This is a genomic window from Nonomuraea sp. NPDC050404 (assembly GCF_040655495.1).
GTDB lineage: Bacteria > Actinomycetota > Actinomycetes > Streptosporangiales > Streptosporangiaceae > Nonomuraea.
The window spans coordinates 109,716-135,562 of the sequence record NZ_JBFAKB010000011.1 but is presented as its reverse complement, the minus strand read 5'-3'; the positions used below and the strand labels follow the sequence as shown (position 1 = coordinate 135,562).

Here is a 25,847-nt window from a genome sequence, read left to right as displayed (position 1 = left end):
TGTCCGACCCGTGCAGCCATGGCCGCTGCGCTGGCTGCCGATACGACCGATGCGGCCACGACTGCCACGACGAATCCATTCACGAAAGCAATATTGCTAGCAAGTAATTTTCACCCATGGAGGCCCAATGCCTAGGAAAATGACCGGTCCGGAGCACGCTCAAGCCGCTCTGGACTACCTCGCGGAAGCGAAGGCGCTCGCGACACTCGCGGACAAGACCGCCCGTTGCGATCGCGACTGGCGAGAGACGTACTCCGCGCAGGCTTCGGCTTGCGCCCTCATCGCGGCCGCGGAGTTCCAGGCCGCTCAGCTGGCGTTACAGGTCGTTGAGTCGCGCATGCCGGGCCTCGACACGCGCGAGGCCAAGGAGTGGCGCAATGTCACGGGGGTGGTGTGAAGCCCTGTGCACATTGGATAGGCGCTGAACGGCGTCACTGCAGCGCCACCCCTGCGAGGTTCTATGTGCAGGGGTGGCGCTGTGTTGATCACACTCCAGCTGCGTTGGCTGGAAAGATGGAGCCTGGTGGCGGGTACTGCGCTCCGGCGCGTTGCTACTGCGGGAAATGCTCGTTCGTGGAGAGGGAGGGGCGACCGAACTTAGCGTCCAGAGGGCTAACGCTGCCGGGCACTAACTCGTAAGACCCGCCCAGGACGCAGCTTTTACTGTCAGGGGGCGTCGTTGGGGCGCGCCCGCCAGAGGCGGTCGTTACTGGGGTAGGCAGTATCGAGGTGCAGGGTGTCCCAGCTGCCGTCGTTGTAGCGGTTCAGTGCCATGGCCACGTTCTTGTTAACCATCGGTCGCCAGATCCACCAGGTGGTGTGCTGGTCGCCGACCTTTTCGCTGAACATGCTCCACTTCTGCAGTTCCGATCCGTTGCAGGTCCTCACCACGATGGTGGTGCCACGTTCGGCGGTGGCCGATGCAGGTTGGAGACACTTATTGGCTGCCTGGTTCCTGATCGTGGCCGTGTAGGTGTTGGGTTCGTCGGCCTGCCAGGCGCTGAGGGTGGTTTCCCATTCCTCGGTGGTGTACTTCCAGGAAGGGGAACGCAGCGTGATAGCTGTCGCGCCCTCGGCGGTGCTGTTGTTGAGCAGGGCGAGTCGTCCTCCGCTGCTCTTGTTGATCAAGTCTCGGTTGGGTTCGGCCGATGCGGGCGCTGTTGCGAACGACAGCGTGGCCGCAAGGCTGGCGGTGATGGCGAGGGCAGCAACTGCACTACGCATGCGAGGTCCTTTGCTGTTGGCATCAAGACGATCTCATTTAGGCCCCCGCAACATCATGGCGTACAGTGACCAATCAGTTACAGAACGCTTTCGCACGAGTGCCTCGGAGCCAATGCGCCGACCTGCAGTTACGTCATTAAGCCGCAGGGATAGACCTGAGGGTTCGTGCTCGCTCTCGCTGAGTACGAATCAAAGCCTCCAAGTCCTCCACCGAGGTGCCCGGCCGGTGTGCGAGCCTGGCGGCTTCGGCGGGGGAGAGGGCGTCACGTTCGGCGCGAGCGCGAGCCAGAAGTTGGCCAGCAGATGCAAGCGCTTTTGCTCGCGTGGTTGGAAACGAGCTCGGTTCGGAGAGAGGAGAAGTGGTCACGTGTCCATGGTAGATCGCTGGCCTACCAGCCCACGACTGAAGATCAGTCCGACGGTCGTCCGGTGGTGTCGGGACGAGGTCCAAAATCTCGTTACCAATTTGGACGCAACATCTTGGCGTCAGCTCTTCGGCCAGGACGGCCTGATCAACCAGCTCCTGGCGATGATCGGCGTCGAGGGCGTGAGCTGGGTGGCCCACCCCGACTTCGCGCTGGGCACGCTCGTGCTGCTCAACGCGTGGACGTTCGGCGCGCCGATGGTCATCTTCCTGGCCGGGCTGCGCCAGATCCCCGTCTCCTACTACGAGGCGGCCGAGGTCGACGGCGCGGGAACGGTCAGCCGCTTCCTCCACATCACGCTGCCCATGCTGACCCCGATCATCTTCTTCAACCTCGTCCTGCAGCTCATCGGCGCCTTCCAGAGCTTCACCCAGGCGTTCGTGGTCAGCGGCGGTCGCGGCGGCCCCTCCGACGCCACCCTGCTCTACACCCTCTACCTGTACGAACGCGGCTTCGGCTCCTTCGACATGGGTTACGCCTCGGCCATGGCGTGGGTCCTGCTCGCCGTCATCGCCGTGCTGACCGGGATCAACTTCCTCTTCGCCAGGCGGTGGGTGTTCTATGGCAACTGAGAGCGCCGCCCCGCGCGGCCGATCGCGGCGGCTGACCAAGCACGCGCTGCTCATCGGCTTCGGCCTGGTGATGCTCTATCCGCTGTTGTGGATGGTGTCCAGCTCCGTCAAACCGGACGCGACCATCTTCCGCGACCCGTCGATCTGGCCGTCCGAACTGGACCTGGGCAACTACGTGGACGGCTGGACGGCGCTGGAGCACCCCTTCCACTTCTACCTGCTGAACTCGGCCGTGATCGCGATCCTGGCCGTGGCCGGCAACCTGATCTCCTGCTCACTGGCCGCCTACGCCTTCGCGCGGCTGGAGTTCCGGGGCAGGAAGATCTTCTTCGCGCTGATGCTGGCCACGCTGATGTTGCCCATCCACGTGCTCATCGTCCCCCAGTACGTGCTGTTCTCCCAGCTCGACTGGATCAACACCAACCTGCCGCTGGTGGTGCCGAAGTTCCTGGCGCACGACGCGTTCTTCATCTTCCTGATGGTGCAGTTCATCCGCGGGCTGCCGCGCGAACTGGACGAGGCCGCCCGCATCGACGGCTGCGGCCACATCAGGATCTACTGGCGGATCATCATGCCGCTGTCGGTGCCAGCGCTGGCCACCTCGGCGCTGTTCACCTTCATCTGGACCTGGAACGACTTCTTCAGCCAGCTCATCTTCCTGACCGACCCCGAACTGTGGACCATGCCCGTGGCGCTGCGCTCGTTCATGGACGGGCAGGGCGAGACGGCCTGGGGCCAGCTGTTCGCCATGTCCATCGTGGGACTGGCGCCGATCTTCGGCTTCTTCCTGGCCGGCCAGCGTTACCTCACCCAGGGCATCTCCACGACCGGGTTCCGCTGATGATGTTCACGAACGTAAGGAGAGGGCCATGCCGAGAAGATCCAGTGGCCTGGCGGCGCTCTGCCTGACCGGCGTCCTGCTCGCGGCCACCGCGTGCGGCGGCTCGTCCGGCGGCGGCGACGGCGGCACGGTGGAGTTGCGCTTCGGCTGGTGGGGCAACAACGACCGGGCGGCCGCCACCCAGCGCGTCATCGACGCCTTCCAGGCCAGGAACCCCGGCATCAGGGTCAAGGGCTCCTACACCGACTTCAACTCCTACTTCGACCGCCTGGCCACCGAGGTGGCCGGCGGGCGCGCCCCCGACGTCATCACGCTCGGCGGCGCCTACCCCCGCGAGTACGGCGACCGCGGCGCCCTGCTCGACCTGTCCAAGACCGGCCTCAAAACCGACAGGATCGGCGCGGCGGCGCTGGACAACGGCAAGTTCGGCGGCGTCCAGTACGGCGTCCCGACCGGCGTGAACGCCATCGCCGTGGTCGTCAACGAGGCGGTGTTCGACAAGGCAGGCGTGGCGCTGCCCAAGGACGACACCTGGACCTGGGACGACTTCAAACGCACCGCCACCGAACTGGCCGGCAAGCTGCCCAAGGGGTCGTTCGCGCTGGCCGACCCGACCAGGACCGACATGCTGGACGCCTACTCCCGCCAGCGCGGCGAAGCCCTCTACACCGCCGACGGCAAGGTCGGCATCACCCAGCCGACGCTGGTCGACTGGTGGACGATGACGCTGGACCTGCAGCGGGCCGGCGCCACCCCGCCGGCCTCGCAGACCGCCGAGCTGATCACCCAGCCCGCGCCCGAGCAGTCGCTGATGGGCCGCGGCCAGGCCGCCATGCAGTTCGACTGGAGCAACCAGCTCACCGCGCTCGGTAAGGCCGCCGGGCAGCCGCTGCGGCTGATGCGGCTGCCGGGGGAGAGTCCCAGGCCCGGCATGTGGCTGCAGGCGTCGCAGATCTACAGCATCAACGCCAGGAGCGAGCATCCGCGGGAGGCGGCCATGTTCGTGGACTTCCTGGTCAACAGCGAGGAGGCCGGGAAGATCATCCTCGCGGACCGGGGCATCCCGGCCAACTCCGAGGTGCGCACGGCCGTCCAGGACGTGCTCGGCGAACCGGAGAAGGCCCAGGCCACCTTCATCGACGCGCTCACGCCCAAGGCCGGGCCGCCGCTCGTGATCGGGCCGGCCGGATCCACCGACACGCCCAAGATCCTGGACCGGGTCAACGCCGAGGTGCTGTTCGGCCGCGTGCGGCCGGCCGCCGCGGCCGACGACTTCATCCGGCAGGTCGGGACGGCGATCCAGTAGTGATCGACCGACGCGCCCTGGCCGGGCGGCACTCCGTGGAGATGCGGCGGATCGTCGCCGAGTCGCCGCTGTCGGTGGGCAACGGCGAGTTCTGCTTCACCGCCGACGTGACCGGGCTGCAGACCTTCCCGCGCAGTCATCCGGTCGAGGACCGCACCGGCTCGCCGCCGGGGACGCTGCTGGCCACCATGGCGTCGTGGGGGTGGCACAGCGTTCCCGGCTCCCACGGGCTGCAGGAGACGACGCGCACGTACCGGACGGCGCGCGGGCCGGTCCCGTACGTGGACATGCGCGGCGACCTGAGCGGCACCGGCGAGGCTCCCGCCTCGGCGGCCGAGTCGTGGCTGCGCGCCAACCCGCACCGGCTGGACCTGGGCAGGATCGGGCTGACCGCGGTCGGCGGGCCGCCGCTGACGCCCGCCGACCTGAGCGGCGTCCACCAGCGGCTCGACCTGTGGACGGGCACGCTGACCAGCCGCTTCCTGCTGCGCGGCACGCCGTTCACAGTCGTCACCGCCTGCCATCCGTGGCGGGACGTGCTGGCCGTGCGGCTGGAGTCGCCGGAGCCGGGCGGGACGGGGGTGCGGCTGGCCTTCCCGTACGGGTCGCAGGCGTGGGGCAACGCGGCCGACTGGTCGAAGCCGGAGGCGCACACCTCGGAGCTGCGGCCGTCGGAGAACGGTTTCACCATCGCGCGCACACTGGACGGCACCGCGTACGAGGTGGCGGTCACCATGACCGGCGGCGCCGGGGTGAGGCGGCTCGGCCCGCACGAGTTCCTCATCACCCGCACCGGGCCCGTCACCGAACTCACCTTCGCCTTCCACCAGGGCGAAGCCGCCCGGCCGCCGGCGTTCGGGCACGTGGTGGAGACCTCGGCGGCGCACTGGGCGCGGTTCTGGAGCACCGGCGGCGCGGTGGAGCTGTCAGGCAGCCACGACGACCGGGCGCACGAGCTGGAGCGGCGCGTCGTCCTGTCGCAGTACCTGACCGCGATCCACTGCGCGGGCTCCACCCCGCCCGCCGAGACCGGCCTGATGGCCAACAGCTGGCGGGGCCGCTTCCACCTGGAGATGCACTGGTGGCACGCCGCGCACTTCCCGCTGTGGGGCCGGCCAGAGCGGCTGGAGCGCAGCCTGGGCTGGTACACCGCCATCCTGCCCCGCGCCCGCGAGACCGCCAGGGCGCAGGGCTGCCCGGGAGCGCGCTGGCCCAAGCAGGTGGGACCCGACGGGCGGGAGAGCCCCAGCCCGATCGGCCCGTTCCTGCTCTGGCAGCAGCCGCACCCGATCTACCTGGCCGAGCTGGTGCGCCGCGCGATCGGCACCCGCCTGGCGGTCGAGCGCTACGCCGGCCTGGTGCTGGAGAGCGCGGAGTTCATGGCGGCGCACGCGGTCCGGCGGCCGGGCGGGTACGGGCTGGGGCCGCCGCTGGTGCCGGCCCAGGAGTCCTACGCGGACGTGCGCGCCAGCGCCGCCGACCCGGCCTTCGAGCTGGCGTACTGGTCGTGGGCTCTGGGCGTGGCGCAGCGCTGGCGCCGCCTGCTGGGCCTGCCCGCCGACCCGCTCTGGGCCGAGGTGGCCGCCGGGATGGCCCGGCCGCCGGTGCGCGACGGGGTGTACGCGGCGATGGCCGCGCCGCCGTACACGGTGCGCCAGGACCACCCCTCCATGTTGTACGCCCTCGGCGTCGTCCCCCCGACCGCCCTCATCGACCCCGCCACGATGCGCGTCACGCTCGATGACGTGCTGGCCCGCTGGGACTGGGACAGCACCTGGGGCTGGGACTACCCGGCCATCGCGATGACCGCCACCCGCCTGGGCGAGCCCGGCACGGCCGTCGAGGCGCTGCTGATGCCCACCGCCAAGAACACCTACCTGCCGAACGGCCACAACAGGCAGAGCGCCACCCTGCCCGTCTACCTGCCGGGCAACGGCGGCCTGCTGACGGCGGTCGCCCTCATGGCCAGAGGCTGGGACGGCGGCCCGCTCACCCCCGGCTTCCCCGACACGTGGACCGTCCGCCACGAAGGGTTGTCGCCCATGCCATGAGAGCCGGTCACGGGCTCGCGTGCAGCCGCAGCTCCTCCCGCTTGGCCAGGAACTCCTCGGCCACGGCAGCGGCATCGGATACGTCGTACGGATCCCGGCCAGCACCAGCGACCCGGCCGTGCCCGGGTGGCGGGCCGCCAGGTCCACCGCCACCCGGCAGCCGAAGGAGCCGCCGAGCAGGCAGGGCCGCTCCGGCCCGCGGCCGGCGATCCAGTCGGCCACCGCATTCCCGGCGCGGTGCCTGCGACCTTTCGAGGGGCACGCCTCTCCTTCCTCGTGAAGGCCGCGCTCCTGCCCGCGCCGTGATCGCCCGGACGTGGGGCCGCCCCCGGTGGATCAGTCCACGGGTGAGGGCGGCGGGGTGCCGAGCGCCGCCAGGTCGTCCCAGAACTCCTCCGGGATCACCGCGTCCACCAGGTCGTTCAGGCCCTCCAGCCGCTGGATGGAGGTGATCCCGACCACCGTGGCGTGCACCCTCGGCTCGCGCAGCGAGAAGTGCAGCGCGGCCGCCGGCAGCGCGATCCCATGCCGCTCGCACAACGCGCGCACCCGCTCGACATGCTCGCCGAACTCCGGCGAGATCGGGCGGTACCCGTACGTTCCGGCGTGCCGGGGCGAGCCGGACAGGATGCCGCCGCCGAAGGGCGCGGCGTTGAACACCGTCATGTCCCGCTCGGTGGCCAGCCGCAGGATGTCCTCGGCCCGCCGGTCCACCAGCGTGTACCGGTTGTGGGTCAGCACCGCGTCGAAGGCGTCGGTGCGGATGTAGTCCTCCACCAGGGTGCCGCCGGCCGCGGCGATGCCGATCGCGGCCACCAGGCCCTGCTCGCGCAGCGACACCAGGGCCGGCACGGCGCCGCCCGGCGCCATCGCCTCGGCCACCGTGATGGTGAACGGGTCGTGCAGGTGGTAGATCGGCAACGTCTCGACGCCGAGCCGGGAGGTCGTCTCCTCGAACGAGCGCATCACCCGGTCGCCGTCGAACACCCCCGTCCCCGGCTCGCAGTCCGCCTTGGAGAAGACGGTCACCCCCGCCTCCGGCGTCTCCCTGAGCGCCTGGCCGATCAGGGTCTCGCTGCGACCCTGCGCGTAGGCGTTGGAGGTGTCGAGCTGCCGGAAGCGGCCCGACAACAACGCCCGCGCGAGCTTTTCGTCCCCGGGGTCGCGGCCCAGCCCGGACGTGCCCAGGGTCACCGCCTCCAGGGGCGTCTGTGTTCCCGGTACGCGGCGCTCCTGCTGCTCTGGCACCGTGACCTGCCTCTCTGCGTGATCGTCCGATTCGCCCACGATCATCCCACGATGCCGGGAAACACGGTGCAGGGAAACACGATGCCGGGAAGGCCGTGTCAGAGGAGGAGCTGGAAGCGGCGCCTGGTCTGCCACTCCACGGTCAGCACGGTCGCGTCGTCCTGCAACCGGCCGCGCTGGTGCTCCAGGATGGCCTGGATGAGCCGCCGCAGCGTCTCGGGCGCCGACACCCCGTCCGCCTCGCGCCGCAACACGAACTCGATGAACCGCTCCAGCCCGAACAACTCCCCGTCCGGGCTCTGCGCCTCGATGACGCCGTCGGTGTAGAACAGCAGCCGGTCGCCGGGCTGGAGCTGGTAACGCACGATCCCCGTGTCGACCCGCAGGCCGAACCCCATCGGCGGGTCGGGCTCGCTGGCCAGGGTCGTGACCAGCCGGCCCTCCCGCAGCACCAGCGGCGGATGGTGGCCCCGGTTGACCCAGGCCAGCGCGCCGGTGCGCAGGTCGAGACCGGCCAGGATGCCCGTGGCGAAGCGGCCGGTGAACTGGCTCCTGATGGCCGCGTCGATCTCCTCGCCGGTCTCGTCCAGCGGCCTGCCCTGCCTGCGGTTGTTGCGGCAGGCGCCCATGGCGATGGTGGCCGTCAGCCCGGCCGACAGGTCGTGCCCCATCGCGTCGAAGATCGACAGGTGCAGGGTGTCGCCGTCGAGCGCGTAGTCGAAGGCGTCGCCGCCCATCTCGTACGCGGGTTCCAGCGCGGCGCTGACCACGACGTCGTCGTTGGCGAACGTGCCCGGCGGCAGCAGGTTCCACAACACCTCGGCCGACAGCGCCAGCGGGCGGGCGCGGGTCAGCCGGGCGTAGGAGTCGCTGTGCGGCCGCTTGCTGAGCACCAGCAACGCCGCCAGCGAGGCCAGGTCCTTGGCCCGCGCCTCGGCGAGCTCATCGTCGTCGGCGACGTTCAGGCCGAGCACGCCGACCCGCTCGGTGCCGTCCAGCAGCGGCAGCCACAGCCGTACCCTGCCGTCGCCGGCCGGTTCGCCGCGGGCGTGCACGAGTTCCACCATGCGGAAGGCGCGGCCTGGCATGGTGCCGTCGATGCGGATGACCTCCAGCGGCTCGCCGCCGGGCTCCCGCTGGCCCGGCAGCGGTACGAGGAACTGCTGCTGCAAGTCGGTCCCGTACACGGTGACCTGGGTGAAGCCCGTCAGCAGCGCGTGCCGGGCGATCGCGGGCGCCAGGTCCTCCATCGCCGTCATGTGCACGGCCTGCAGCAGCCCGCCCAGGGCGCGCTCACCCTCGCTCCGCACGTCCTCACCCCTCACGGCCGGCCTCGTCCTGCCCCTACCCACCACACCGGGAGTACGTACGGACATGGGCTGATCTTGACGTCCCGGCCGGCAAAGGGTCAGGGCCGATCGACGGCGTAGGTGGTCTGGACGACGCCCGCGTCGAACACCTTGGTCCTGACGTGCACGAGGGGGACGTCGCCGCCCACCGCGCCGAACAGCGGCAGCCCCGTGCCGATCAGCACCGGCACGGTGGTGATCGTGAGCTCGTCGATCAGGCCCGCGCGCAGGAACGTGCGGATGACCTGGCCGCCGTCCACGTAGACGCTCTTGGTGCCGCGCTCTTCCAGGGCGCGTACCAGGTCGTCGAGGTCGCGGTGGACGGTGACGCGCGGGTCGGCGCCGATCGGCAGGGTGCCGCTGAGGACCGCGACGTGCAGGCCCTCGTGCGGCCAGGGGTCGTAGGTGAGCGCGGGCTCGTACGTGCCGCGTCCCATGACGACGGTGTCGATGTCGCCGATGAACGCGTTGTAGCCCAGGTCGTCCCCCGAGGCCTCGCCCCTGCTGGTGAGCCATTCGAGGTCGCCGTCCGCGCGGGCGATGAACCCGTCGAGGCTGACCCCGATGAACACCGAGGACTTGAACGGGCGGCTCCGGGTCATGCGTGTCTCCTCCGCAATAGTAAATGTTCGTTCGTTTACTAACGTAGCAGACGTTTATGAATCCGGATTCACGAATCCGGGCCGGCGCATGGCGTCTGTCGGTGGCGGAGGCCATGATGAGGGCCATGGCTTCATGGCAGGAGTTCGAGAACGGGGCCCCGGAGCTGGCGCGCACCGCCCGGCGGCTGATGGACGCCTACAAACACAAGGTCCTGGCCACCCTGCGCAAGGACGGCTCGCCCCGGGTGAGCGGCGTGGAGACGACGTTCCGCGACGGCGAGTTGTGGACGGGGTCCATGGCGCACGCGGTCAAGGCCGCCGACCTGCGGCGGGATCCGCGGATGGCGATCCACGTGACCTCCCGCGATCCCCAGGGGGAGGATCCGTCCTCCTGGGAGGGAGATCTGAAGCTGGCGGGGCGGGCGGTGGAGATCACCGATCCTGAGCTGCTGGCGTCGTTCGGGCAGCCCGGCTCCGACTCCTACCTGTTCCGGCTGGAGGTGACCGAGGTGGCCTGGACCAGGGTCGAGGGCGACGACCTCGTCATCGACTCCTGGCACGAGGAACGGGGAACCCGGGAGTTCCGCCGCAAATAATCTACAACGTAAAGGCGCCCGCCTTGCTGAGGCAGATACGCGGCACAAAGAGCGCCACCATCGACGCTCAAGAGCCCCGTCTGGCGTCCGCTCAGTGGACGGAGAAGCCGCCGTCCACGAAGAGCATCTGCCCGGTGACGAAGGCGCAGGCGTCCCCGGCCAGGAACACCGCGGCGCCGGCGAAGTCCCGCGGCAGGCCGTTGCGGCCCGTCATGTGGCGGGCCGCCATCGCCTCGACCCGGCCGGGGATGGCCTGGGCGGGCTCGGTGAGCGGGGTCAGCACGAAGCCGGGCATGATCGTGTTGACGCACACCCCGTCGGCGGACCACGCCTCGGCGTGGGAGCGGGTCAGGCCGGCGAGCGCGGCCTTGGCGGCGCCGTAGACGCCGCTGTGGCCGAAGGCGCTGATGGACTGCTGCGAGCCGACGTTGATGATGCGTCCCCATCCGCGCCCGGCCATCCGCGGCCCGTGGTGCTGGCCGAGCAGGTAGGGGGCGGTGAAGTTGACGGCCATGGTGCGCTGGTAGTCGTCGAGGGTCAGTTCGGCCATGGGCTTGCGGATGTTGTTGCCGGCGTCGTTGACCAGGATGTCGATGTCGTCGGCGGTGTCGCAGACGCGCCGTACGGCGTCCGCGTCGCCGAGGTCGGCGCTGATCCATGAGGCGGTGACCCCGTGCCCGCGCAGCCGCGCGGCGGCCTCGTCCAGCGCGCCTTCCCCGCGGGCCACCAGGACGACCTCGGCGCCGGCGCGCCCGATGGCCTCGGCCATGGCGTACCCGATCCCGGAACTGCCGCCGGTGACCAGCGCGCGCCTGCCGTGAAGGGAGAACAACTCCCGCAGGTAGTCGGACATAGCCGATCAAGCTAGCACCCGCACGCCGCGCCGTACGGACAGGGCCGGAGAACGGTCCGGCCAGAGCCCGGCGAGCAGGCTCCTGAGTGCGGGCCGGTCGGGGGCCGAATGGGGGCTGGATCGCCGGTTGGGCAGGGGTTGGAGGTTGGCGGGCGGGGCGTGGTGCGGGAGAATGTGAGGTCGTTCTCGGGTGAGGAGGAAGGCGCCGGGTGTGCGATGAGCGTGGATCGGGCCCGCTCCCCGGGTGAGCGGGCGGACGCCCTGCTGGGCGCGGCGGTGCGGGCGGCGCGCTGGATCGGCAGCGCCGGGGCCGGTGACGAGCGGGCGCGGCACTGGCTGGCCAACCCCGACCCCGGTGGCCGTTCGGCGCTGGCTCCCGAACCCGTCTCCCTGTACGCCGGCGCCCCCGGCATCGTGCTGTTCCTCCTGGAGCTGGCGTCGGCGACCGGCGACGAGCGTTACCTGCGGGAGGCGCGGGCGGGGGTGCGCTATCTGGCCTCGGCGTGGCGGGAGGTCACCGATGTGGGCTTCTACCACGGGCTGAGCGGGATCGCGGTCGCGTTGTGCGAGGCGGGGTGGGTGCTGGGCGACGGCGTGGCCGAGGAGGCGGCGGCCGGGGCGCTGGAGCGGGTGGCGCGCGCGGCGCGGCCGATGCAGGCGGGCCCCGGCTGGTTGGGGGATCCGGCGCAGCGCGGCGACGGCGGGGTGCTGCTGGCGTTGCTGCACGGCGCGTCGATGCTGGGGCTGGCGCCGCTGGGCGAACTGGCGGCCGAGGCGGGGTTACGGGCGGCGGACCTGGCGGTGCCCGGCCACCGTTTCGGCGACTGCCCCGGCCTGCCGCGCGACGCGGTCACGCCGGGTTTCTCCGCCGGCACGTCCGGCACGGCGTTCCTGCTGGCCCGCCTGTACGGGGTGACGGGCGAGGCCCGGTTCCTGGCGGCGGCGCGCAGGGGCGCGGGTTTCGTGCGGGCGGTGAGCGTGCTGAACGGGGAGTGCGCGATGGTGCCGCACCATCTGCCGCAGGGGCGGGGCCTGCATTATCTGGGCTTCTGCTCGGGTTCCGCGGGTGTGGCGCGGATGTTCTGTGAGCTGTACCGGGTGGCGGGCGATCCCGCCGACCTGGACTGGGCCGAGCGGCTGGCCTGCGGGATCATGGCCAGCGGCGTGCCGGGGCGGCGGGTGCCGGGCCTGTGGGACACGGCCTGCCAGTGCTGCGGCGTGGCGGGGCTGGTGGAGCTGTTCGCGGGGCTGTGGGCGGTGACGGGGCGGGCGGCGTACCTGGATTTCGCGGCGGCGCTGGGCGGCCACCTGGCGGCGCGCGGCAGCGGGGACAGCGAAAGTGGAGAGGAGGGTTTGCGCTGGTATCAGGCGTATCGGCGGTCGCGGCCCGGTGAGATGAGCGCCGACACCGGCTACATGGCGGGGGCGGCGGGGATCGGCGCGGCGCTGCTGCATCTGGCGGCGGCCCTGCGTGCGGCGACTGGCGAGAAGGAGGGGCGGATGATCCTGCTGCCGGACAACCCGTTCCCGCCGGTGCCCGGCGTGCCCGTGTAAGAAGGCCGTTGCGCACGCGTACGCGCGGGGTTAAGCTCGAATATTGCCATTCATATGCATCGAGCTCTCACAGACCTCCTGGTTAGGAGTATACCAGCGAATGACTAATCGTCAAGATGGTTTCGCGCAAGCCCTTGACAGTGAACAGCGGACTGTGTCGTGGCTCTACGGCCGGCTCGACGCGGCCAGGGAACGGGCGCAGCGGACCCTGCGCGAGGTGTACGGCAGGGGCGGTTCGGGAACCCGCCAGGCGCGGGTCGAGCGTGAGGCGCTGGCCTCGGAGCAGGCGCGGCGGCTGGCCCAGCTCAACGCGGTCGAGCGGGGCCTGTGCTTCGGCCGGATCGACGACGGCGCCGGGCAGCGCACGTACATCGGCAGGATCGGCCTGCGGGACGAGGGGCACGAGTCGGTGCTGATCGACTGGCGGGCGCCGGCGGCGCGGCCGTTCTACGTGGCCACCGCCGCCGCTCCGGGCGGGCTGGTGCGGCGCAGGCACCTGCATCTGAAGGATCGCCTGGTGGTGGGGATCGACGACGAGGTGTTCGACCTGGAGGGGATGAGCGAGGGGGACCGGCGCACGCTGGTGGGCGAGGCGGCGCTGCTGGCGTCGTTGCGGCGGGGCCGTACGGGCCGGATGGGCGACGTGGTGGCCACCATCCAGACCGAGCAGGACCGCGTGATCCGGGCCTCGCTGCAGGGCGCGCTGGTGGTGCAGGGCGGGCCGGGCACCGGCAAGACGGTGGCGGCGCTGCACCGGGCGGCGTACCTGCTCTACACCCACCGCGACACCCTCGAACGGCGCGGGGTGCTGGTGGTGGGCCCCAACCGGATGTTCCTGCGCTACATCAGCCAGGTGCTGCCGGCGCTGGGGGAGACGCAGGTGGTGATGACCACGGTCGGGGAGATGCTGCCCGGCGTGCGGGCGCGGGCGGCCGACGGGCCTGCCGCGGCGGTGGTCAAGGGCGACGCGCGGATGGCGGAGGTGGTGGCCGCGGCGCTGCGGCTGCGCCAGCGGGTGCCCGACGGGGATCTGGTGGTGGAGCTGGACGGGCTGCCGCTGCGGGTGCCGCGTGAGACGTGCGAGCTGCTGCGCGAGCGGGCGCGGGCGGTGCGGCTGCCGCACAACATGGCGCGCAAGCTGTACGTCACCGAGCTGCTGAAAGAGCTGGCCAGGGCCGAGGCGCGGGCGCTGGAGGAGTCGCTGCACATCGAGGAACTGGTGATCGAGGGCGAGCCGGAGCTGTCGCAGCCGCTGGACCTGGAGGGCGACCTCGACGACCTGGACATCGACCTGGCCTCGCAGCGGCTGTGGGGTGAGCCGGAGGTGCGGCGCGCGGTGGATGAGCTGTGGCCGGAGCTGACCCCGGAGGCGCTGATCGACGGCCTGCTGTCCGCGCCGGACACGCTGCGCTCGGTGGCGCCGCCGGAGCTGGACTGGCGCGAGCTGGTACGCCCGGCGGGCGCCGCATGGACTGTCGGGGACGTGCCGCTGCTGGACGAGGCGGCCGACCTGCTGGGCGAGGACGACTCGGCGCGGCGGGTGGCGGCCAGGCAAGAGCTGGAGGAGCAGGCCGATCGGGAACTGTACGCGCGGGAGGTGCTGACCTCGACGGGCGTGGCCGAGGCGGGCATCTTCGGCCGGGCCGACGTGCTGGCCGGGCGGCACGCCGACGACGGCGCGTCGCTGACCACGGCCGACCGGGCGGCGGCCGACCGCACCTGGGCCTACGGGCACGTGATCGTGGACGAGGCGCAGGAGTTGTCCCCGATGGCCTGGCGGATGATCATGCGCCGGGTGCCGGCCAAGTCGCTGACCGTGGTGGGCGACCTGGCCCAGACGGGCTCGGCGGCGGGTGCGCGGTCGTGGGGCGAGGTGCTGGACCCGTACCTGGAGGGGCGCTGGCGCGAGGAGCGGCTGCTGGTCAACTACCGCACCCCGGTGGAGATCATGCGGGTGGCGGCGGACGTGCTGCGCGCGTTCGCGCCGGGGCAGGAGCCGCCGGAGTCGGTACGCGAGGGCGGAGCCGAGCCGCGGGCGGTGCGCATCCCGGCGCCGGAGCTGGCTTCGGGGCTGCCGGAGCTGGTGGCGGCGGAGCTGGCCGAGATCGGCGAGGGCCGGGTGGGCGTGGTGACGCCGGACGCGCTGCACGCGCGGGTGGCGGGGCTGTTCCCGGAGGGGGATCTGGACGCGCCGGTGGTGGTGCTGACGGTGACGCAGGCCAAGGGGCTGGAGTTCGACGCGGTCGTGGTGGTGGATCCGGCGGGGATCATCGGGCAGTCCCCGCTGGGCGGTCAGGACCTGTACGTGGCGGTGACGCGGGCCACGCGGCGGCTGACGGTGGTGCATGAGGGCGACCTGCCGGCGGTGCTGTCGCGCCTAGCTTAGAAATCTACAATGTAAAGGCGGCGGGCTGGTGACAATCCACTGCCTTCCCCATCACCAAACCCTCCACCAAAGGGAACCGGACGGACGGGCCGGCCGTTGTCGGGATGAGGTTCAGCGGGAGGTACTGGAAGAGGCGTCGTTGACGGGCTCGCCGGTGGCGCCTGCTGCCGGCCCGCCGGCCGGCTCCTGGTGTTCTTCCTGGGCGAGCTTGGTGGCGACCTCGCGCAGGGTGTGGGTGGCGGAGTCGAGGGCGCGCAGGGTCTCGGTGTCGAGGTGGCGCATGATGCGCAGGTAGTGCTGGGAGCCGGCGTTGTTGATGTCCTCGATGAGGCCGGTGCCCGCGGGGGTGAGTTCGACGCGGCGTACGCGGCGGTCGTGCGGGTCCTCGTGGCGGCTGACGAGGCCGTGGGCGACGAGGCGGTCGACGATGCCGGTGACGGTGCCGAGGCCGACGCCGAGGTCGTGGGCGAGGTCCTGGCCGGAGGCGGAGCCGTTCACCGACAGCAGCATGATGACTTTGAGCTGCCTCATGGTGAGGTTGGAGTTGAACAGGGGGGACTGGTGCTGGGCGAACAGCCGTGCCAGGCCGCGCTGTGTTTCGCTGATCCGGTGGATCAGCTCTTCGCGTTCGTTGCTCACGCTCACCTCTCGCTTCCTGAGAAGGTTATCAGGAACGCTCAGGTGATCTAAATATTCGCACAAGGCAAAGTGTTAGTCTGGGGCGAACTCTTTGGAGGGGGAGTCTATGACCGCATTCGCCCGGTTGAGCTTGGTCAACCGCAGCCTTGTGATTTTGGTGGCGGTCGTGCTCAGCGCGTTTGGCGCGTTCACGATCCCGCAGTTGAAACAGCAGTTGCTGCCGTCGTTGTCGTTCCCAGGCGCGTTCGTGATCGCGTCGTTCCCCGGCGCGTCGCCGGAGATCGTCGAGGACCAGGTCACGGCTCCGATCGAGGACTCCTTCCAGGGGCTTGCCGGGATGGAGCAGATGACCTCGACTTCGAAGGAGGGCCTGGCGCAGATCCAGGTGGCCTTCGAGTACGGCACCGACATCGAGTCCTCGCTGAACAAGATGCAGCAGTCCGTCAACAGGGTGACGCTGCCGGACGGTGTGGAACCGCAGGTGGTGGCCGGCAGTACCGACGACATCCCGGTGATGGTGCTGGCGGTGGGCGACGGTGGCGACGAGCGGGCGATGGCCGACAAGCTGCGCCGCATCATGGTGCCGGAGCTGCAGAGCGTCGAGGGCGTACGGGAGGCGTCTGTCACGGGCACCCGCGAGGAGGTCGTGACGATCGAGCCGGACGCCAAGAAGATGGCGCGGGCTGGCGTTTCGGCCGCGCAGATCCCGGACGTGCTGAAGGCGAACGGGACGCCGGTTCCGGCGGGCACGCTGACCTCCGACAGCAAGTCGTTGTCGGTGCAGGTCGGCTCGCGGGTCGACTCGGTGGAGAAGCTGAAGAACCTGTACCTGACGCCGGCCCAGCCCTCGGCGGCCCAGCAGCAGGCCCAGCAGGCTCAGCAGCAGCAGGGCCGTCCGCCGGCCGGGCAGACCGGTCAGGCTCAGCCCGGGCAGACCGGTCAGGCGCAGGCGCCGCAGCAGATCGCGCCGCCCAAGCCCCCCAAGCCGGTCAAGCTGGGTGACGTCGCGAAGATCACGCGCGGGCTGGCGGACGCGACGGCGCTCACCCGTACCGACGGCAAGACCAGCCTGGGTGTGTCGGTGACGATGACGCCCGACGGCAACGCGGTGGCGATCTCGCACGCCATCACCGAGAAGCTGCCGGAGCTGACCAAGTCGCTGGGCGACAGTTCGGACACGGCGGTGTCGGTGGTGTTCGACCAGGCGCCGTACGTGGAGCAGTCGATCGAGAGCCTGACCACCGAGGGTCTGCTGGGGCTGGCGTTCGCGGTGCTGGTCATCCTGGTGTTCCTGCTGTCGGTGCGTTCGACGGTGGTGACGGCGGTGTCGATCCCGCTGTCGGTGGTGATCGCGCTGATCGCGTTGTGGGCGGGGGACTACTCGCTCAACATGCTGACGCTGGGCGCGCTGACGATCGCGGTGGGCCGGGTCGTGGACGACTCGATCGTGGTCCTGGAGAACATCAAACGTCATCTCGCCTATGGCGAGGCGAAGTTGCAGGCGATCCTGGCAGCGGTGCGTGAGGTGTCGGGGGCGGTGACGGCCTCGACGTTGACGACGGTGGCGGTGTTCGCGCCGATCGCGATGGTGGGCGGGATGGTGGGCGAGTTGTTCAGCCCGTTCGCCATCACGGTGACGGTGGCGTTGCTGGCTTCGCTGGTGGTGTCGCTGACGGTGGTGCCGGTGCTGGCGTACTGGTTCCTCGGGGCGCCGGATCTGACTCCGGAGCAGGCGCGTAAGCAGCGTGAGGAGGCCGAGGCCAAGGAGTTGCGTTCGCCGTTGCAGCGGGCCTATCTGCCGGTGCTGCGGTTCGCGACGCGGTTCAAGCTGGTGACGATCCTGATCGGCGTGGCGGTGTTCATCGGCACGATGGGCCTGGCCGGGGGGTTGCAGACGAACTTCCTGGATTCGGCGGGGCAGAACACGCTGTCGTTGTCGCAGCGGATGCCGGTGGGCACGGACCTGGAGACGACCGACAAGGCGGCCAAGCAGGTCGAGGGCGTGCTGGATGACGTCGATGCGGTGGAGACGTACCAGGTGAACGTGGGTGGCGGCGACGCCATGATGGGCGGCACCGGTGGTGGTGCGGACCGTGCGTCGTTCTCGATCACGTTGAAGGAGGGCACCGACACTCCGAAGGTGGAGCAGGAGGTGCGCGACGCGGTCGGGAAGCTGTCCGGGGTGGGTGAGGTCACCGTGGGTGGCGGCGCCGCCGGGGGCGGGTTCGCCTCGGACACGATCGATGTGATCGTACGGGCGCCCGACACCGACGCGCTGCGCGCCGCGACGGACACGGTCAAGACGGCGATGGGCGAGGTGTCCGGGCTGCGTGACCTGTCGTCGAACCTGGAGACCAGTGCGCCGCGGGTCGAGATCGTGGTGGATCGTGAGGAGGCGGCCGAGCGGGGCCTGACCGAGTCGCAGGTGGGCCAGGCGGTGGCGCAGGCCTTCCGTGGCGCGCCTTTGGGGCAGATCACGCTGGACGGCCGTGCGAGTGACCTGGTGTTGCGGGGTGCGGACGCGCCGGACGACATCGAGGCGATCGAGGACCTGAAGCTGGCCACGGCCGGTGGGATGGTGACGTTGTCGTCGGTGGCCGATGTGCGTGAGGTGGCCGGTCCGACGCAGGTGACCAGGATCGATGGTGAGCGTTCCGCCACGGTGTCGGCCAAGGCGGCCGATGCGAACGATCTGGGTTCGGTGACGACGGCGCTGACCACGAAGCTGGACGGGCTGGAGCTGGAGTCGGGGGCCACTTACGAGATCGGTGGTGTGTCGGCTGACCAGGCCGACGCGTTCGCCGACCTGGGGATCGCGATGCTGGCGGCGATCGCTATCGTGTTCATGATCATGGTGGCGACGTTCCGCAGCTTCATCCAGCCGGTGATCCTGCTGGTGTCGATCCCGTTCGCGGCGACCGGCGCGATCGGCCTGCTGGTGGCGACGGACACGGCGCTGGGCGTGCCGGCGCTGATCGGCATGTTGATGCTGATCGGCATCGTGGTGACGAACGCGATCGTGCTGATCGACCTGATCAACCAGTACCGGGATCAGGGCATGGGTGTGGTGGAGGCGGTGATCGAGGGCGGCCGGCGCAGGTTGCGGCCGATCCTGATGACCGCGATCGCCACGATCTGCGCGCTGACGCCGATGGCGCTGGGTGTGACGGGGTCGGGCGGGTTCATCTCGCAGCCGCTGGCGATCGTGGTGATCGGTGGCCTGATCTCCTCGACGTTGCTGACCCTCGTTCTGGTCCCGACGTTGTACGTCGTGGTCACGCGCAAGCGCGACCGCGGCCCGCGCCACGCGGCCTCGCCGGGCCCGAAGTCCGAGTCCGGCACCGGCGAGGCAGGTAGGGAGAACCTGGCCGGCCAGCCCGCGTAAGACCGTCGAAGTGTGAGCCGGTCAGCCGCCCGGCGGGATCATCGCATCCCGCCGGGCGGCTGACCTGTCGGCGGCCGGACTTCCAGCGGACGATCATGGCGGTCATCTCTCAGGTGGAGAAGGACGCGGCCAGACCGATCCTGGTGCGGGAATACTTTTGTCGCGCAGGTCGTGCTCGGGTGGCCGTCCGATGTCAGGGCGCTGGCGCGGCGTGCGGCGCGCCAGGCAGTCAGGATGGGCTCGATGAGCGCCCATCGGGCGTTGGACAACTCGCTGGGATAGGGTCGCGGTGCGGTCATGCCTTGGGCGTACTGCCGGGCAGAGCGGCTGGCCAGACGGTCATCCAGCCGTCGATGGAACCCGGGCGAGATGCCATATGTGGCGATGAGACAGGATTTTTCGGGGTCAGGCGGGCGCGATGCGTTGACCTGCGATCGTGTGGCGGCCGGATGGCGCTACTTCGGTCCGATGAGGTCGGACAGGATGGTGTGGGGCCGCGTCCTCTTCCGCCCGATGTGGCGCTCCAGGTTGTAAAGCCGATCATTCCTTGATCGGTTGGAACCCTCATAGTCCCTGATTAGAGGGGTGTATGGTGACGCTCCCGGGAACGTCCGGGAGAGCGTCACCCCGACTCCCTAGTTCGCGGCTGGTCAGCAGTGCCTCGCGCAGGGCGCCCGTGGCCCCTGTCAGGTTGGGGTGAGACCGGAATACGAGCGAAACGTGCCATGCGGTGCCGTTGACCAACCGCCATCAGCCGCCGAGTATGCGCTGATCTGGTAGATCAGCCACCAGTCTTCAGCTCGGCTCGCGCTGCTGCTGCGGGCCAATGACGAGGGCCTGCCGATGCCCGCCGATGCCCGCCGCCCTGGTTCTGCTCAGCGCGGAAGACGACCTCACCGAGTCCGGGGACTCACCACCGCTGGAGACCAGGCCCGGCCCGACAGGCCCCGAGATGGAGGGCGGCGTGCTGCGCATCGCGCCCGCCCCGGGTGAACCAACGCACGGAGAGGCTGGTGCGCATTCGCGCCGCACTGCGGCACATCGTGGAGCGGCGCCGCGGCCAGGATCCGGCGCTGGAGTATCTCGACGGCACCATGCTGCTGGGTCGTTGGTGGTGTGGGGCCGGTTGGGCGCGATGAGCGACCGATCCGGGGGCGTGAGTTCGGCCCGGATTGCTCACCGCCCTGCTGGCGGAGCACGACATGGTCCTCGTCATGGATGTTCGGGAGTGCCCGTTCGTCCTGAGGCGCCTGCGGAGTTCTCCGAAGGCGGGGGTACGGCTCCGGCCTGGAGCCGCCTCTTCTCGGCCTGGTACACGTGGTAGGCGCCCCAGGTGCCGGCGAGTCCGATCGCGGCCATGACGGCGATCACCGGCCACTGCCATGGCTCGGGTACGTGCAGGGCGAGGAACCAGACCTTGTCCTGCGACCCGCTGAGCTTGATGCCCAAGGGCGCCAGGCCCTGCGGGAACAGTCCGAGGATGCCCACGGCCATGGCAGACCACATGAGGGTCTGACGACTACCCGACATCGTCGAGAACGGGGACTCCCCGGTCTTCCCGGCGCGGATGTCCGGTTTGCCCGATCGCATCAGGTGCAGCAGTTCGGGCCCCTTGTCATTCAGTGCCCTGGCCGCCATGGAACCGAGCAGCACGTGGCAGAGCGCACCGGTGAGCATGGCGACCGGGACGCTTGCCCACAGCAGGGCGGGCATGTTCAGGGCGTGGCCCGCCCATGCGGCCCCGAGCGCTGGGCACATCGCGAGAGTGACCAGGGAGCACATCAGGAAGGACTGGCCGGTGACGTCACCGTGGTCCATCGGCGAGTTCTTGCTCTTGTGCGGGTCCGGACCGGGCACCAGGGCGACGACGGAGACCCAGGCCAGCAGACCGGAGCCGCCGCCGAGCGCGGCGAGGGTGGCGGCCAGAGCCCACGGCGTCAGAGCGGCGTCGCCGTGCAGCAGGCAGCCGGCGAGCGTCAGCGCCAGCGTCAGCGGCCCGAAGACGGTCAGCCAGCCCAGCTGCCGGGCCCGGACGTCGGCCTTCTCCTTGCCCGGAACCGTCAGGGTCAGCCAGAGCGCCGTGCCGTCTTGCCCGTAGGAGTTGGCACAGGTCGCGGCGGCCATCAAGGCGCCGGCCGCACCGACGAACGGAAAGGCGGCGGTGAAGCCGAAGATCAACGGGAACAACGCGGTGATGATCGCGAAGGCCGGGCCCATCACGATGCCCTGGGTGCGTACCGGGTCGCGCCACCAGGTACGCAGTTCCTTGAGGTAGAGGGCCCCCAGGTCGCCCCGGAACAGGGCTCGGATCAATGAGCCACGCCGGGCGGAGGAGCCGCGGACCACCGGGCGGGCGATCGGCTGCGGCCCGAGCAGGGCGCTCCAGACCAGGAACAGCGCGGCCACGACCACGGCCAGCGCGAGCAGCGGTCCCACCGTCCACAGCCAGTCGCCGCGGCCGGCCGCCTCGACGGCGATCAGGCTCCAACTGGACGGAAGCGACCGCACCACCATGGAGAAGGCGGGCGGGAAACCGTACTCCAGCAGCGGGAAGACCCCGATGATCAGGATCCAGGAGAAGGAGGACAGCGAGACCATCGCGGCGGTGACGGTCGCGGTGACGACTCCTCCGAGCCGGGACGTGGCCAGCATGCGGAACAGCAGCGTGACCACGCGGGACAGCAGCACCACCAGGAGCAGGAGCAGCACCACCGCCGGGACCGACACCACGACGGCCACCCAGCCCAGCCGGGCGGCGAAGACGATCAGCGCGCCGAACGCCAGCAGCGTGATGGCGGTGGTGACGGCGACCAGGGCGGCGGCGAGCAGGCCCATGGTCAGCGTGCGACGCGGAACGGGCTGGCGGTGGAAGTGCTCCCCGTTGAGCGGCGGTTCGCCGGCGAAGATCGGGCCGGCCATCCACCCCAGCGCCCACAGCGCGAACGTCACCGCGAGCAGGTCCATCAGTAGCCGCGGGTGGGAGAAGTCAAGAAAGGCCAGGACGAGGGTGGCGACGGCGAGGCAGCTGCCGACGCCGTAGCCCAGGCCGTTGAGGGCCATCTTGGCGTCGGTCGTGCTGTGGCGCAGCACGGCCAGTTTCATCCGGATCAGGACGCCAACCACGACAGTCCCTCCCCGCCGCCGACCGTGACGCCGACCAGGCCGACGAAGGTCTCCTCCAGCGTACGGCTGCCGCGGACCTCATCCAGGGGGCCTTCGGCGACGACGCGTCCCCTGGCCATCACGGCGACGGTGTCGCAGAGCTCCTCGACGAGCGCCATGACGTGGCTGGACAGCAGCACCGAGCCGCCATGGCCCACGAACCTCTTGAGGATCTTCTTGATGGTGGCGGCGGAGACCGGGTCGACGGCCTCCAGGGGCTCGTCGAGCACCAGAACCTTGGGGGCGTGCAGCAGTGTGGTCGCCAGGCCGACCTTCTTGCGCATGCCGGTGGAGTAGTCCACCACCAGGGTGCGTTCCGCGGAGCCGTCGAGTTCCATGACGGCGAGCAGTTCGTCCGCCCGCCGGTCGGCCTCCTCGGCGTTCAGGCCGTGCAACTGCCCGAGGTAGGTGAGGAGTTCACGGCCGGTGAGCCGCTCCGGCATGGCCAGACCGTCGGGCAGGACGCCCATCAGGCGGCGCGCCCGCAGCGGCTTCTCCCACACGTCGACGCCGTGGACCAGCGCGCGTCCTTCGTCCGGTCTGAGCAGGCCGACGGCCATGGACAGAGCGGTGGTCTTGCCCGCTCCGTTCGGTCCGACCAGGCCGTAGAAGGATCCTTGGGGGACGGTGAGGTGGACGTGGTCGACGGCGGTCTTCTCGCCGAACGTCTTCGCGAGGCCGGCGATCTTGAGGGCAGGGGTCATGGTGTCTTTCTGGTCGGTCGCAAGGGTGAAGAGGTCAGACAGTTCGCGGGCGTACTGCCGCAGGTCGAAGTCACGGCCTGGCCATCGGGGCCGTGCGGGCGATCAGGGTCGAGATCAGGCATCGGGTGGAGAAGCTGGACTGCCGAGCCGCCTGGCGCCAGTCGATGCCTGGTGGATGGTGGTCCAGTAGTCGCGGTGCAGCCGGAGGGCATGCGCCAAGTCCATCGCCGTCCCGGTCAGCAGGATGGCGAGGAGGTCCTCGGCCGGGCCGGCGTGGGCGGTGGTGCCCGGGCCGCCGTCCCAGCCGAATTGACCGGGCGAGGCCGAGTCGCGGCGGTGGGTGCGGGCCGCCGTCCCGAAGCCGGAACCGCCGGGCCTGCCGAAGTGGTCCACTCAGCGGGCCAGAAAGGGCGGCGTGGTGGTCGCGAGGCTGAGTTCCTGCAGCGGCAGACGATCCGCAGCGGCACTCCTCTGGACGGACGAAGCCTCGCTCTACCTGTCGGAAACCGTCTTTTCCCACCATCTTCGGATCGCTACGGCGGGTGGAGCACCGCCTCGCTCAGTACCCGCCGCGGCGAGGGGCGGCGGTCGGGCGACGGGAGAGATTGGCCTGGCCCGTGGGCTTGAGGTCGCGCGCCGGCTGGTCGTGCCGGTGCGGCGATCGGGTCTGGTGCTCGGCCTTGGCCTGGGTGATCGCGGTGGGGAGTTTGATGTGCATGCGTGTTCCCTCGGGGGTTCTAGGCCTTGGTGAGCCAGGTGATCTGGGCGCCGTTGTCGAAGGACTCGCGCCGGGAGGGGGTGAACAGGGTGGGGCGGAACTGTCCAGAGAACATCGGGATGCCCGTTCCCGCCACCACGGGGTAGCTCTTGAGGATGATTTCGTCGATTTCCGGGAGCAGGGTGGCAGCGAGCCTGCCGCCGCCGCAGAGGTAGATGTTCATGTCGGTGTCCTCGGCCTTCAGCCGCCGGACGAGCTCGATCGGATCGCCCGTGTTCACCTGCACCGTGGGGTCGTCGATCGTCAGCGTGCGGGAGACGACGTACTGGCGCAAATGGGAGTACGGGTTGGTGATGGAGGCGCCTGCCGACTCGTAGGTGCCGCGGCCCATCACCAGGGTGTCGAAGACCTTGTTGGGCGTGTCTTCAAGGCCGACGAGCTTCTGGATATGAGTGGGGACGGTCTCGGGGTAGCGCTCGTTGACCCAGGCGGTCATGCGGTCCGATAGGGGGTAGAAGTCGAACTCGGCGTTGGGGCCGGCGATGTAGCCGTCGAGGGAGACGCCGATGTAGTAGACAAGCTTTCGCATACGGTAACTCCGGATGTAGTACTCTGTTTGGAGTGGTTCAAACGTAGTACTACAGATGGAGTGGTGTCAAGTGCGCAGAAATCCCGAGCGACGGCAAGCGCTAGTCGACGCGGCCATCGAGGTGCTGGCCAGAGAGGGAGCGCGGGGGCTGACCTTCCGGGCCGTCGATGTGGAGGCGGCTGTGCCCCCGGGCACGGCCTCCAACTACTTCGCCAACCGCGACGACCTGTTCACCCAGGTCGGTGGGCGCATCTATGAGCGTCTGCTGCCCGACGAGGCCGCGATCGCCCGCAACCAGGAAGGCGTGCAGGACCAGACTCGCTATGCCGAGCTCATGCACGAACTGGTGGATCGGGTCTCCGCCTTCAACTCCGGCTACCTGGCTCTGCTCGAGCTTCGACTGGAGTCCACTCGCCGCCCTGAGCTGCGGGCGGTGCTGACCAAGCGCATCCGGGAGGACATCGACGCCAACATCGGCTACCACGCCGCCTCGGGGCTGCCCGGCGACTCGACCTCGGTGGTGCTCCTCTACCTCGCGCTGAACTGGCTCATCGTGGAACGGCTGACGCTGCCCGACATCTTCACCGAGCCGGAGGTCCATGAGCTGGTGGAGGCCGCAGTGCGAAGATCGCTGAATGCCTGACGTGTGAGAGTTGTTGAGTCGAGGCCGTTGGATCTCGCTCGGCTTCCCCTCCCTGGCCGGCCACCGGCATCGCCTACCTGTCCCTGCTGGATCGAGTCCCCACGCCACCGGCACACCAACTACGCCGCCCTGGCCGACACCGATCCCACCGACGCGTTGACCTGCGAGCCGAGCGCCGTACCGATCCGCAGGGGCCGTTCACGAATGGGTCTCAGCTGAGCGAATGCGCGGGCTCTTATGATCGTTTCCTGCACGGGAGGCCCTGGTGCCGTGACCGATCAATGCGGGAATATGCGGACAAGCCGCGTTCACAGGCCGGTGGCACCGTCGATGAGTTCACGCAGAATGTCAGCATGTCCGGCGTGCTGGGCGGTCTCCTCGATCATGTGGGCGTAGATCCACCTCAGCGACACCTCGCCGAGCCTCTCTGACGGCACCGCGTCGTCGGGTGTGAACCGGGCTGCGATCCGCCGATTCTCCTCACACACCGTGTCGTACTCCGCGATGAGGCTGTCGAGGGTGTCGTTGGGGCTCAATTCCCAGCTCTGACCATCTCCGCGCGAGTTGCCGGGGATGTCGGCCGGATCGCGCTGTGCCAGCTGACGTTGGAACCAGTTCCTTTCTACTGCGGTTAGATGCTTGATCAGTCCTGCCAGGGTCGTCATGGACGGCACGATCCGTCGTCGCGAGTCCGCCTCGGAGACCCCGGCGATCCTTGCCTTGATCTGCCGGCGTTGGCAGTCGAGGAACGCCTCCAGAACCTCGCGTTCGGTGCCGGAGCTGACAAGTTCTTCAGGCCACAACGGTGTCGACACGATCGCACCTCCCGTATTGCATCGAACAGTGCTGCGCGCGCCGCTGGGGATGGGGGAGCTCTCCTCGCGCTGGGCTGGCGATGACACGCGCGTTGGTGATCTTAGTGGGGATTTCCGTTGGGATCCGGTCGGACCCTCACGCCCGTCTGGCGGCCGGAGCCCGAAGTGCGCACCTCACCCCTGGT

24 protein-coding genes and 2 pseudogenes are annotated in these 25,847 nt (G+C 69.9%); 12 read left to right on the top strand and 14 right to left on the bottom strand.

All coding sequences use genetic code 11. The features are described 5' to 3' along the window. Nucleotides 1–139 precede the first annotated feature (139 nt). Nucleotides 140–397 carry a hypothetical protein gene (locus AB0I81_RS29700; protein ID WP_360663083.1) on the top strand — a complete coding sequence of 86 codons (258 nt, stop codon included), beginning with the start codon at nucleotides 140–142 and terminating at the stop codon, nucleotides 395–397. Between the two features lie 269 nt (nucleotides 398–666). On the opposite strand, the gene AB0I81_RS29695 is transcribed toward AB0I81_RS29700, so the two are convergent. Continuing rightward, complete coding sequence (locus tag AB0I81_RS29695; RefSeq protein ID WP_360663081.1) at nucleotides 667–1,224, bottom strand: RICIN domain-containing protein; 558 nt, start codon at nucleotides 1,222–1,224, stop codon at nucleotides 667–669. A gap of 481 nt (nucleotides 1,225–1,705) precedes the next feature. On the opposite strand from AB0I81_RS29695, the pseudogene AB0I81_RS29690 reads away from it, so the two are divergent. The 5 genes and pseudogenes from AB0I81_RS29690 to AB0I81_RS29670 form a co-directional block, all read left to right on the top strand. Further along, nucleotides 1,706–2,221, top strand: a pseudogene (locus AB0I81_RS29690) (sugar ABC transporter permease); the annotation flags it as partial. Then, complete coding sequence (locus AB0I81_RS29685) at nucleotides 2,211–3,062, top strand: carbohydrate ABC transporter permease (protein ID WP_360663079.1); 852 nt, start codon at nucleotides 2,211–2,213, stop codon at nucleotides 3,060–3,062. The pseudogene AB0I81_RS29690 and the gene AB0I81_RS29685, both read left to right, overlap by 11 nt. Nucleotides 3,063–3,090: 28 nt before the next feature. Further along, nucleotides 3,091–4,368 (top strand): extracellular solute-binding protein, encoded by a 1,278-nt coding sequence (locus AB0I81_RS29680; protein ID WP_360663077.1) that lies wholly within the window; start codon nucleotides 3,091–3,093, stop codon nucleotides 4,366–4,368. Then, entirely contained in the window at nucleotides 4,368–6,419 is a 2,052-nt protein-coding gene (locus AB0I81_RS29675) for a hypothetical protein (RefSeq protein ID WP_360663075.1), read from the top strand. The genes AB0I81_RS29680 and AB0I81_RS29675 overlap by 1 nt, the downstream gene beginning before the upstream one ends. 19 nt (nucleotides 6,420–6,438) lie before the next feature. After that, a complete protein-coding gene (locus tag AB0I81_RS29670; RefSeq protein WP_360663073.1) occupies nucleotides 6,439–6,699 on the top strand; it encodes a hypothetical protein in 261 nt (86 codons plus the stop codon). A 56-nt stretch (nucleotides 6,700–6,755) separates the two neighbouring features. On the opposite strand, the gene AB0I81_RS29665 is transcribed toward AB0I81_RS29670, so the two are convergent. The 3 genes from AB0I81_RS29665 to AB0I81_RS29655 form a co-directional block, all read right to left on the bottom strand. Continuing rightward, nucleotides 6,756–7,667 carry an aldo/keto reductase gene (locus AB0I81_RS29665; protein ID WP_360663071.1) on the bottom strand — a complete coding sequence of 304 codons (912 nt, stop codon included), beginning with the start codon at nucleotides 7,665–7,667 and terminating at the stop codon, nucleotides 6,756–6,758. 98 nt (nucleotides 7,668–7,765) lie between these two features. Continuing rightward, a complete protein-coding gene (locus AB0I81_RS29660; protein ID WP_360663068.1) occupies nucleotides 7,766–8,977 on the bottom strand; it encodes a PP2C family protein-serine/threonine phosphatase in 1,212 nt (403 codons plus the stop codon). A 98-nt stretch (nucleotides 8,978–9,075) separates the two neighbouring features. Beyond that, nucleotides 9,076–9,618 (bottom strand): dihydrofolate reductase family protein, encoded by a 543-nt coding sequence (locus AB0I81_RS29655; RefSeq protein ID WP_360663066.1) that lies wholly within the window; start codon nucleotides 9,616–9,618, stop codon nucleotides 9,076–9,078. Between the two features lie 125 nt (nucleotides 9,619–9,743). Between AB0I81_RS29655 and AB0I81_RS29650 the strand changes: the two genes are divergently transcribed. Continuing rightward, a complete protein-coding gene (locus tag AB0I81_RS29650) occupies nucleotides 9,744–10,214 on the top strand; it encodes a pyridoxamine 5'-phosphate oxidase family protein (RefSeq protein ID WP_360663064.1) in 471 nt (156 codons plus the stop codon). Nucleotides 10,215–10,305: 91 nt separating this feature from the next. Here the strand turns inward: AB0I81_RS29650 and AB0I81_RS29645 are convergent, their stop codons facing one another. Beyond that, complete coding sequence (locus AB0I81_RS29645; protein ID WP_360663062.1) at nucleotides 10,306–11,067, bottom strand: SDR family oxidoreductase; 762 nt, start codon at nucleotides 11,065–11,067, stop codon at nucleotides 10,306–10,308. A 216-nt stretch (nucleotides 11,068–11,283) separates the two neighbouring features. On the opposite strand from AB0I81_RS29645, the gene AB0I81_RS29640 reads away from it, so the two are divergent. Continuing rightward, nucleotides 11,284–12,621 carry a lanthionine synthetase LanC family protein gene (locus AB0I81_RS29640; RefSeq protein ID WP_360663060.1) on the top strand — a complete coding sequence of 446 codons (1,338 nt, stop codon included), beginning with the start codon at nucleotides 11,284–11,286 and terminating at the stop codon, nucleotides 12,619–12,621. Between the two features lie 100 nt (nucleotides 12,622–12,721). Continuing rightward, nucleotides 12,722–15,007: an ATP-binding domain-containing protein gene (locus AB0I81_RS29635; RefSeq protein ID WP_360663058.1), complete on the top strand. Its 2,286-nt coding sequence runs from the start codon at nucleotides 12,722–12,724 to the stop codon at nucleotides 15,005–15,007. 111 nt (nucleotides 15,008–15,118) lie between these two features. On the opposite strand, the gene AB0I81_RS29630 is transcribed toward AB0I81_RS29635, so the two are convergent. Then, nucleotides 15,119–15,652, bottom strand: a complete 534-nt coding sequence (locus AB0I81_RS29630; RefSeq protein ID WP_360663056.1) for a MarR family transcriptional regulator — start codon at nucleotides 15,650–15,652, stop codon at nucleotides 15,119–15,121. A 100-nt stretch (nucleotides 15,653–15,752) separates the two neighbouring features. Here AB0I81_RS29630 and AB0I81_RS29625 point away from each other — a divergent pair, with 100 nt between their 5' ends. Further along, nucleotides 15,753–19,031 (top strand): efflux RND transporter permease subunit, encoded by a 3,279-nt coding sequence (locus AB0I81_RS29625; RefSeq protein ID WP_360663054.1) that lies wholly within the window; start codon nucleotides 15,753–15,755, stop codon nucleotides 19,029–19,031. 209 nt (nucleotides 19,032–19,240) lie between these two features. Here AB0I81_RS29625 and AB0I81_RS29620 read toward each other — a convergent pair. Continuing rightward, nucleotides 19,241–19,330 (bottom strand): annotated as a pseudogene (locus tag AB0I81_RS29620) (IS5/IS1182 family transposase); the annotation flags it as partial. Between the two features lie 496 nt (nucleotides 19,331–19,826). Next, nucleotides 19,827–20,006 (bottom strand): hypothetical protein, encoded by a 180-nt coding sequence (locus tag AB0I81_RS29615; protein WP_360663052.1) that lies wholly within the window; start codon nucleotides 20,004–20,006, stop codon nucleotides 19,827–19,829. A 38-nt stretch (nucleotides 20,007–20,044) separates the two neighbouring features. On the opposite strand from AB0I81_RS29615, the gene AB0I81_RS29610 reads away from it, so the two are divergent. Then, nucleotides 20,045–20,170 carry a hypothetical protein gene (locus AB0I81_RS29610; protein ID WP_360663050.1) on the top strand — a complete coding sequence of 42 codons (126 nt, stop codon included), beginning with the start codon at nucleotides 20,045–20,047 and terminating at the stop codon, nucleotides 20,168–20,170. Between the two features lie 73 nt (nucleotides 20,171–20,243). Here AB0I81_RS29610 and AB0I81_RS29605 read toward each other — a convergent pair whose 3' ends face one another. The 5 genes from AB0I81_RS29605 to AB0I81_RS29585 form a co-directional block, all read right to left on the bottom strand. Then, complete coding sequence (locus AB0I81_RS29605; protein WP_360663049.1) at nucleotides 20,244–22,154, bottom strand: hypothetical protein; 1,911 nt, start codon at nucleotides 22,152–22,154, stop codon at nucleotides 20,244–20,246. After that, nucleotides 22,139–22,897, bottom strand: a complete 759-nt coding sequence (locus AB0I81_RS29600; protein ID WP_360663047.1) for an ABC transporter ATP-binding protein — start codon at nucleotides 22,895–22,897, stop codon at nucleotides 22,139–22,141. The genes AB0I81_RS29605 and AB0I81_RS29600 overlap by 16 nt, the downstream gene beginning before the upstream one ends. A gap of 114 nt (nucleotides 22,898–23,011) precedes the next feature. Next, on the bottom strand, nucleotides 23,012–23,290 hold the full coding sequence (locus tag AB0I81_RS29595; RefSeq protein ID WP_360663045.1) for a hypothetical protein: 279 nt from the start codon (nucleotides 23,288–23,290) through the stop codon (nucleotides 23,012–23,014). 166 nt (nucleotides 23,291–23,456) lie between these two features. Beyond that, on the bottom strand, nucleotides 23,457–23,615 hold the full coding sequence (locus AB0I81_RS29590; RefSeq protein WP_360663043.1) for a hypothetical protein: 159 nt from the start codon (nucleotides 23,613–23,615) through the stop codon (nucleotides 23,457–23,459). A gap of 19 nt (nucleotides 23,616–23,634) precedes the next feature. Further along, a complete protein-coding gene (locus tag AB0I81_RS29585; RefSeq protein WP_360663041.1) occupies nucleotides 23,635–24,204 on the bottom strand; it encodes a dihydrofolate reductase in 570 nt (189 codons plus the stop codon). A gap of 70 nt (nucleotides 24,205–24,274) precedes the next feature. Here AB0I81_RS29585 and AB0I81_RS29580 point away from each other — a divergent pair, with 70 nt between their 5' ends. Then, complete coding sequence (locus AB0I81_RS29580) at nucleotides 24,275–24,847, top strand: TetR family transcriptional regulator (protein ID WP_360663039.1); 573 nt, start codon at nucleotides 24,275–24,277, stop codon at nucleotides 24,845–24,847. A gap of 308 nt (nucleotides 24,848–25,155) precedes the next feature. On the opposite strand, the gene AB0I81_RS29575 is transcribed toward AB0I81_RS29580, so the two are convergent. Further along, the gene (locus tag AB0I81_RS29575) at nucleotides 25,156–25,662 is read right to left on the bottom strand and encodes a DinB family protein (RefSeq protein ID WP_360663037.1); all 507 of its coding nucleotides are present in this window, start codon (nucleotides 25,660–25,662) and stop codon (nucleotides 25,156–25,158) included. Nucleotides 25,663–25,847 lie beyond the last annotated feature (185 nt).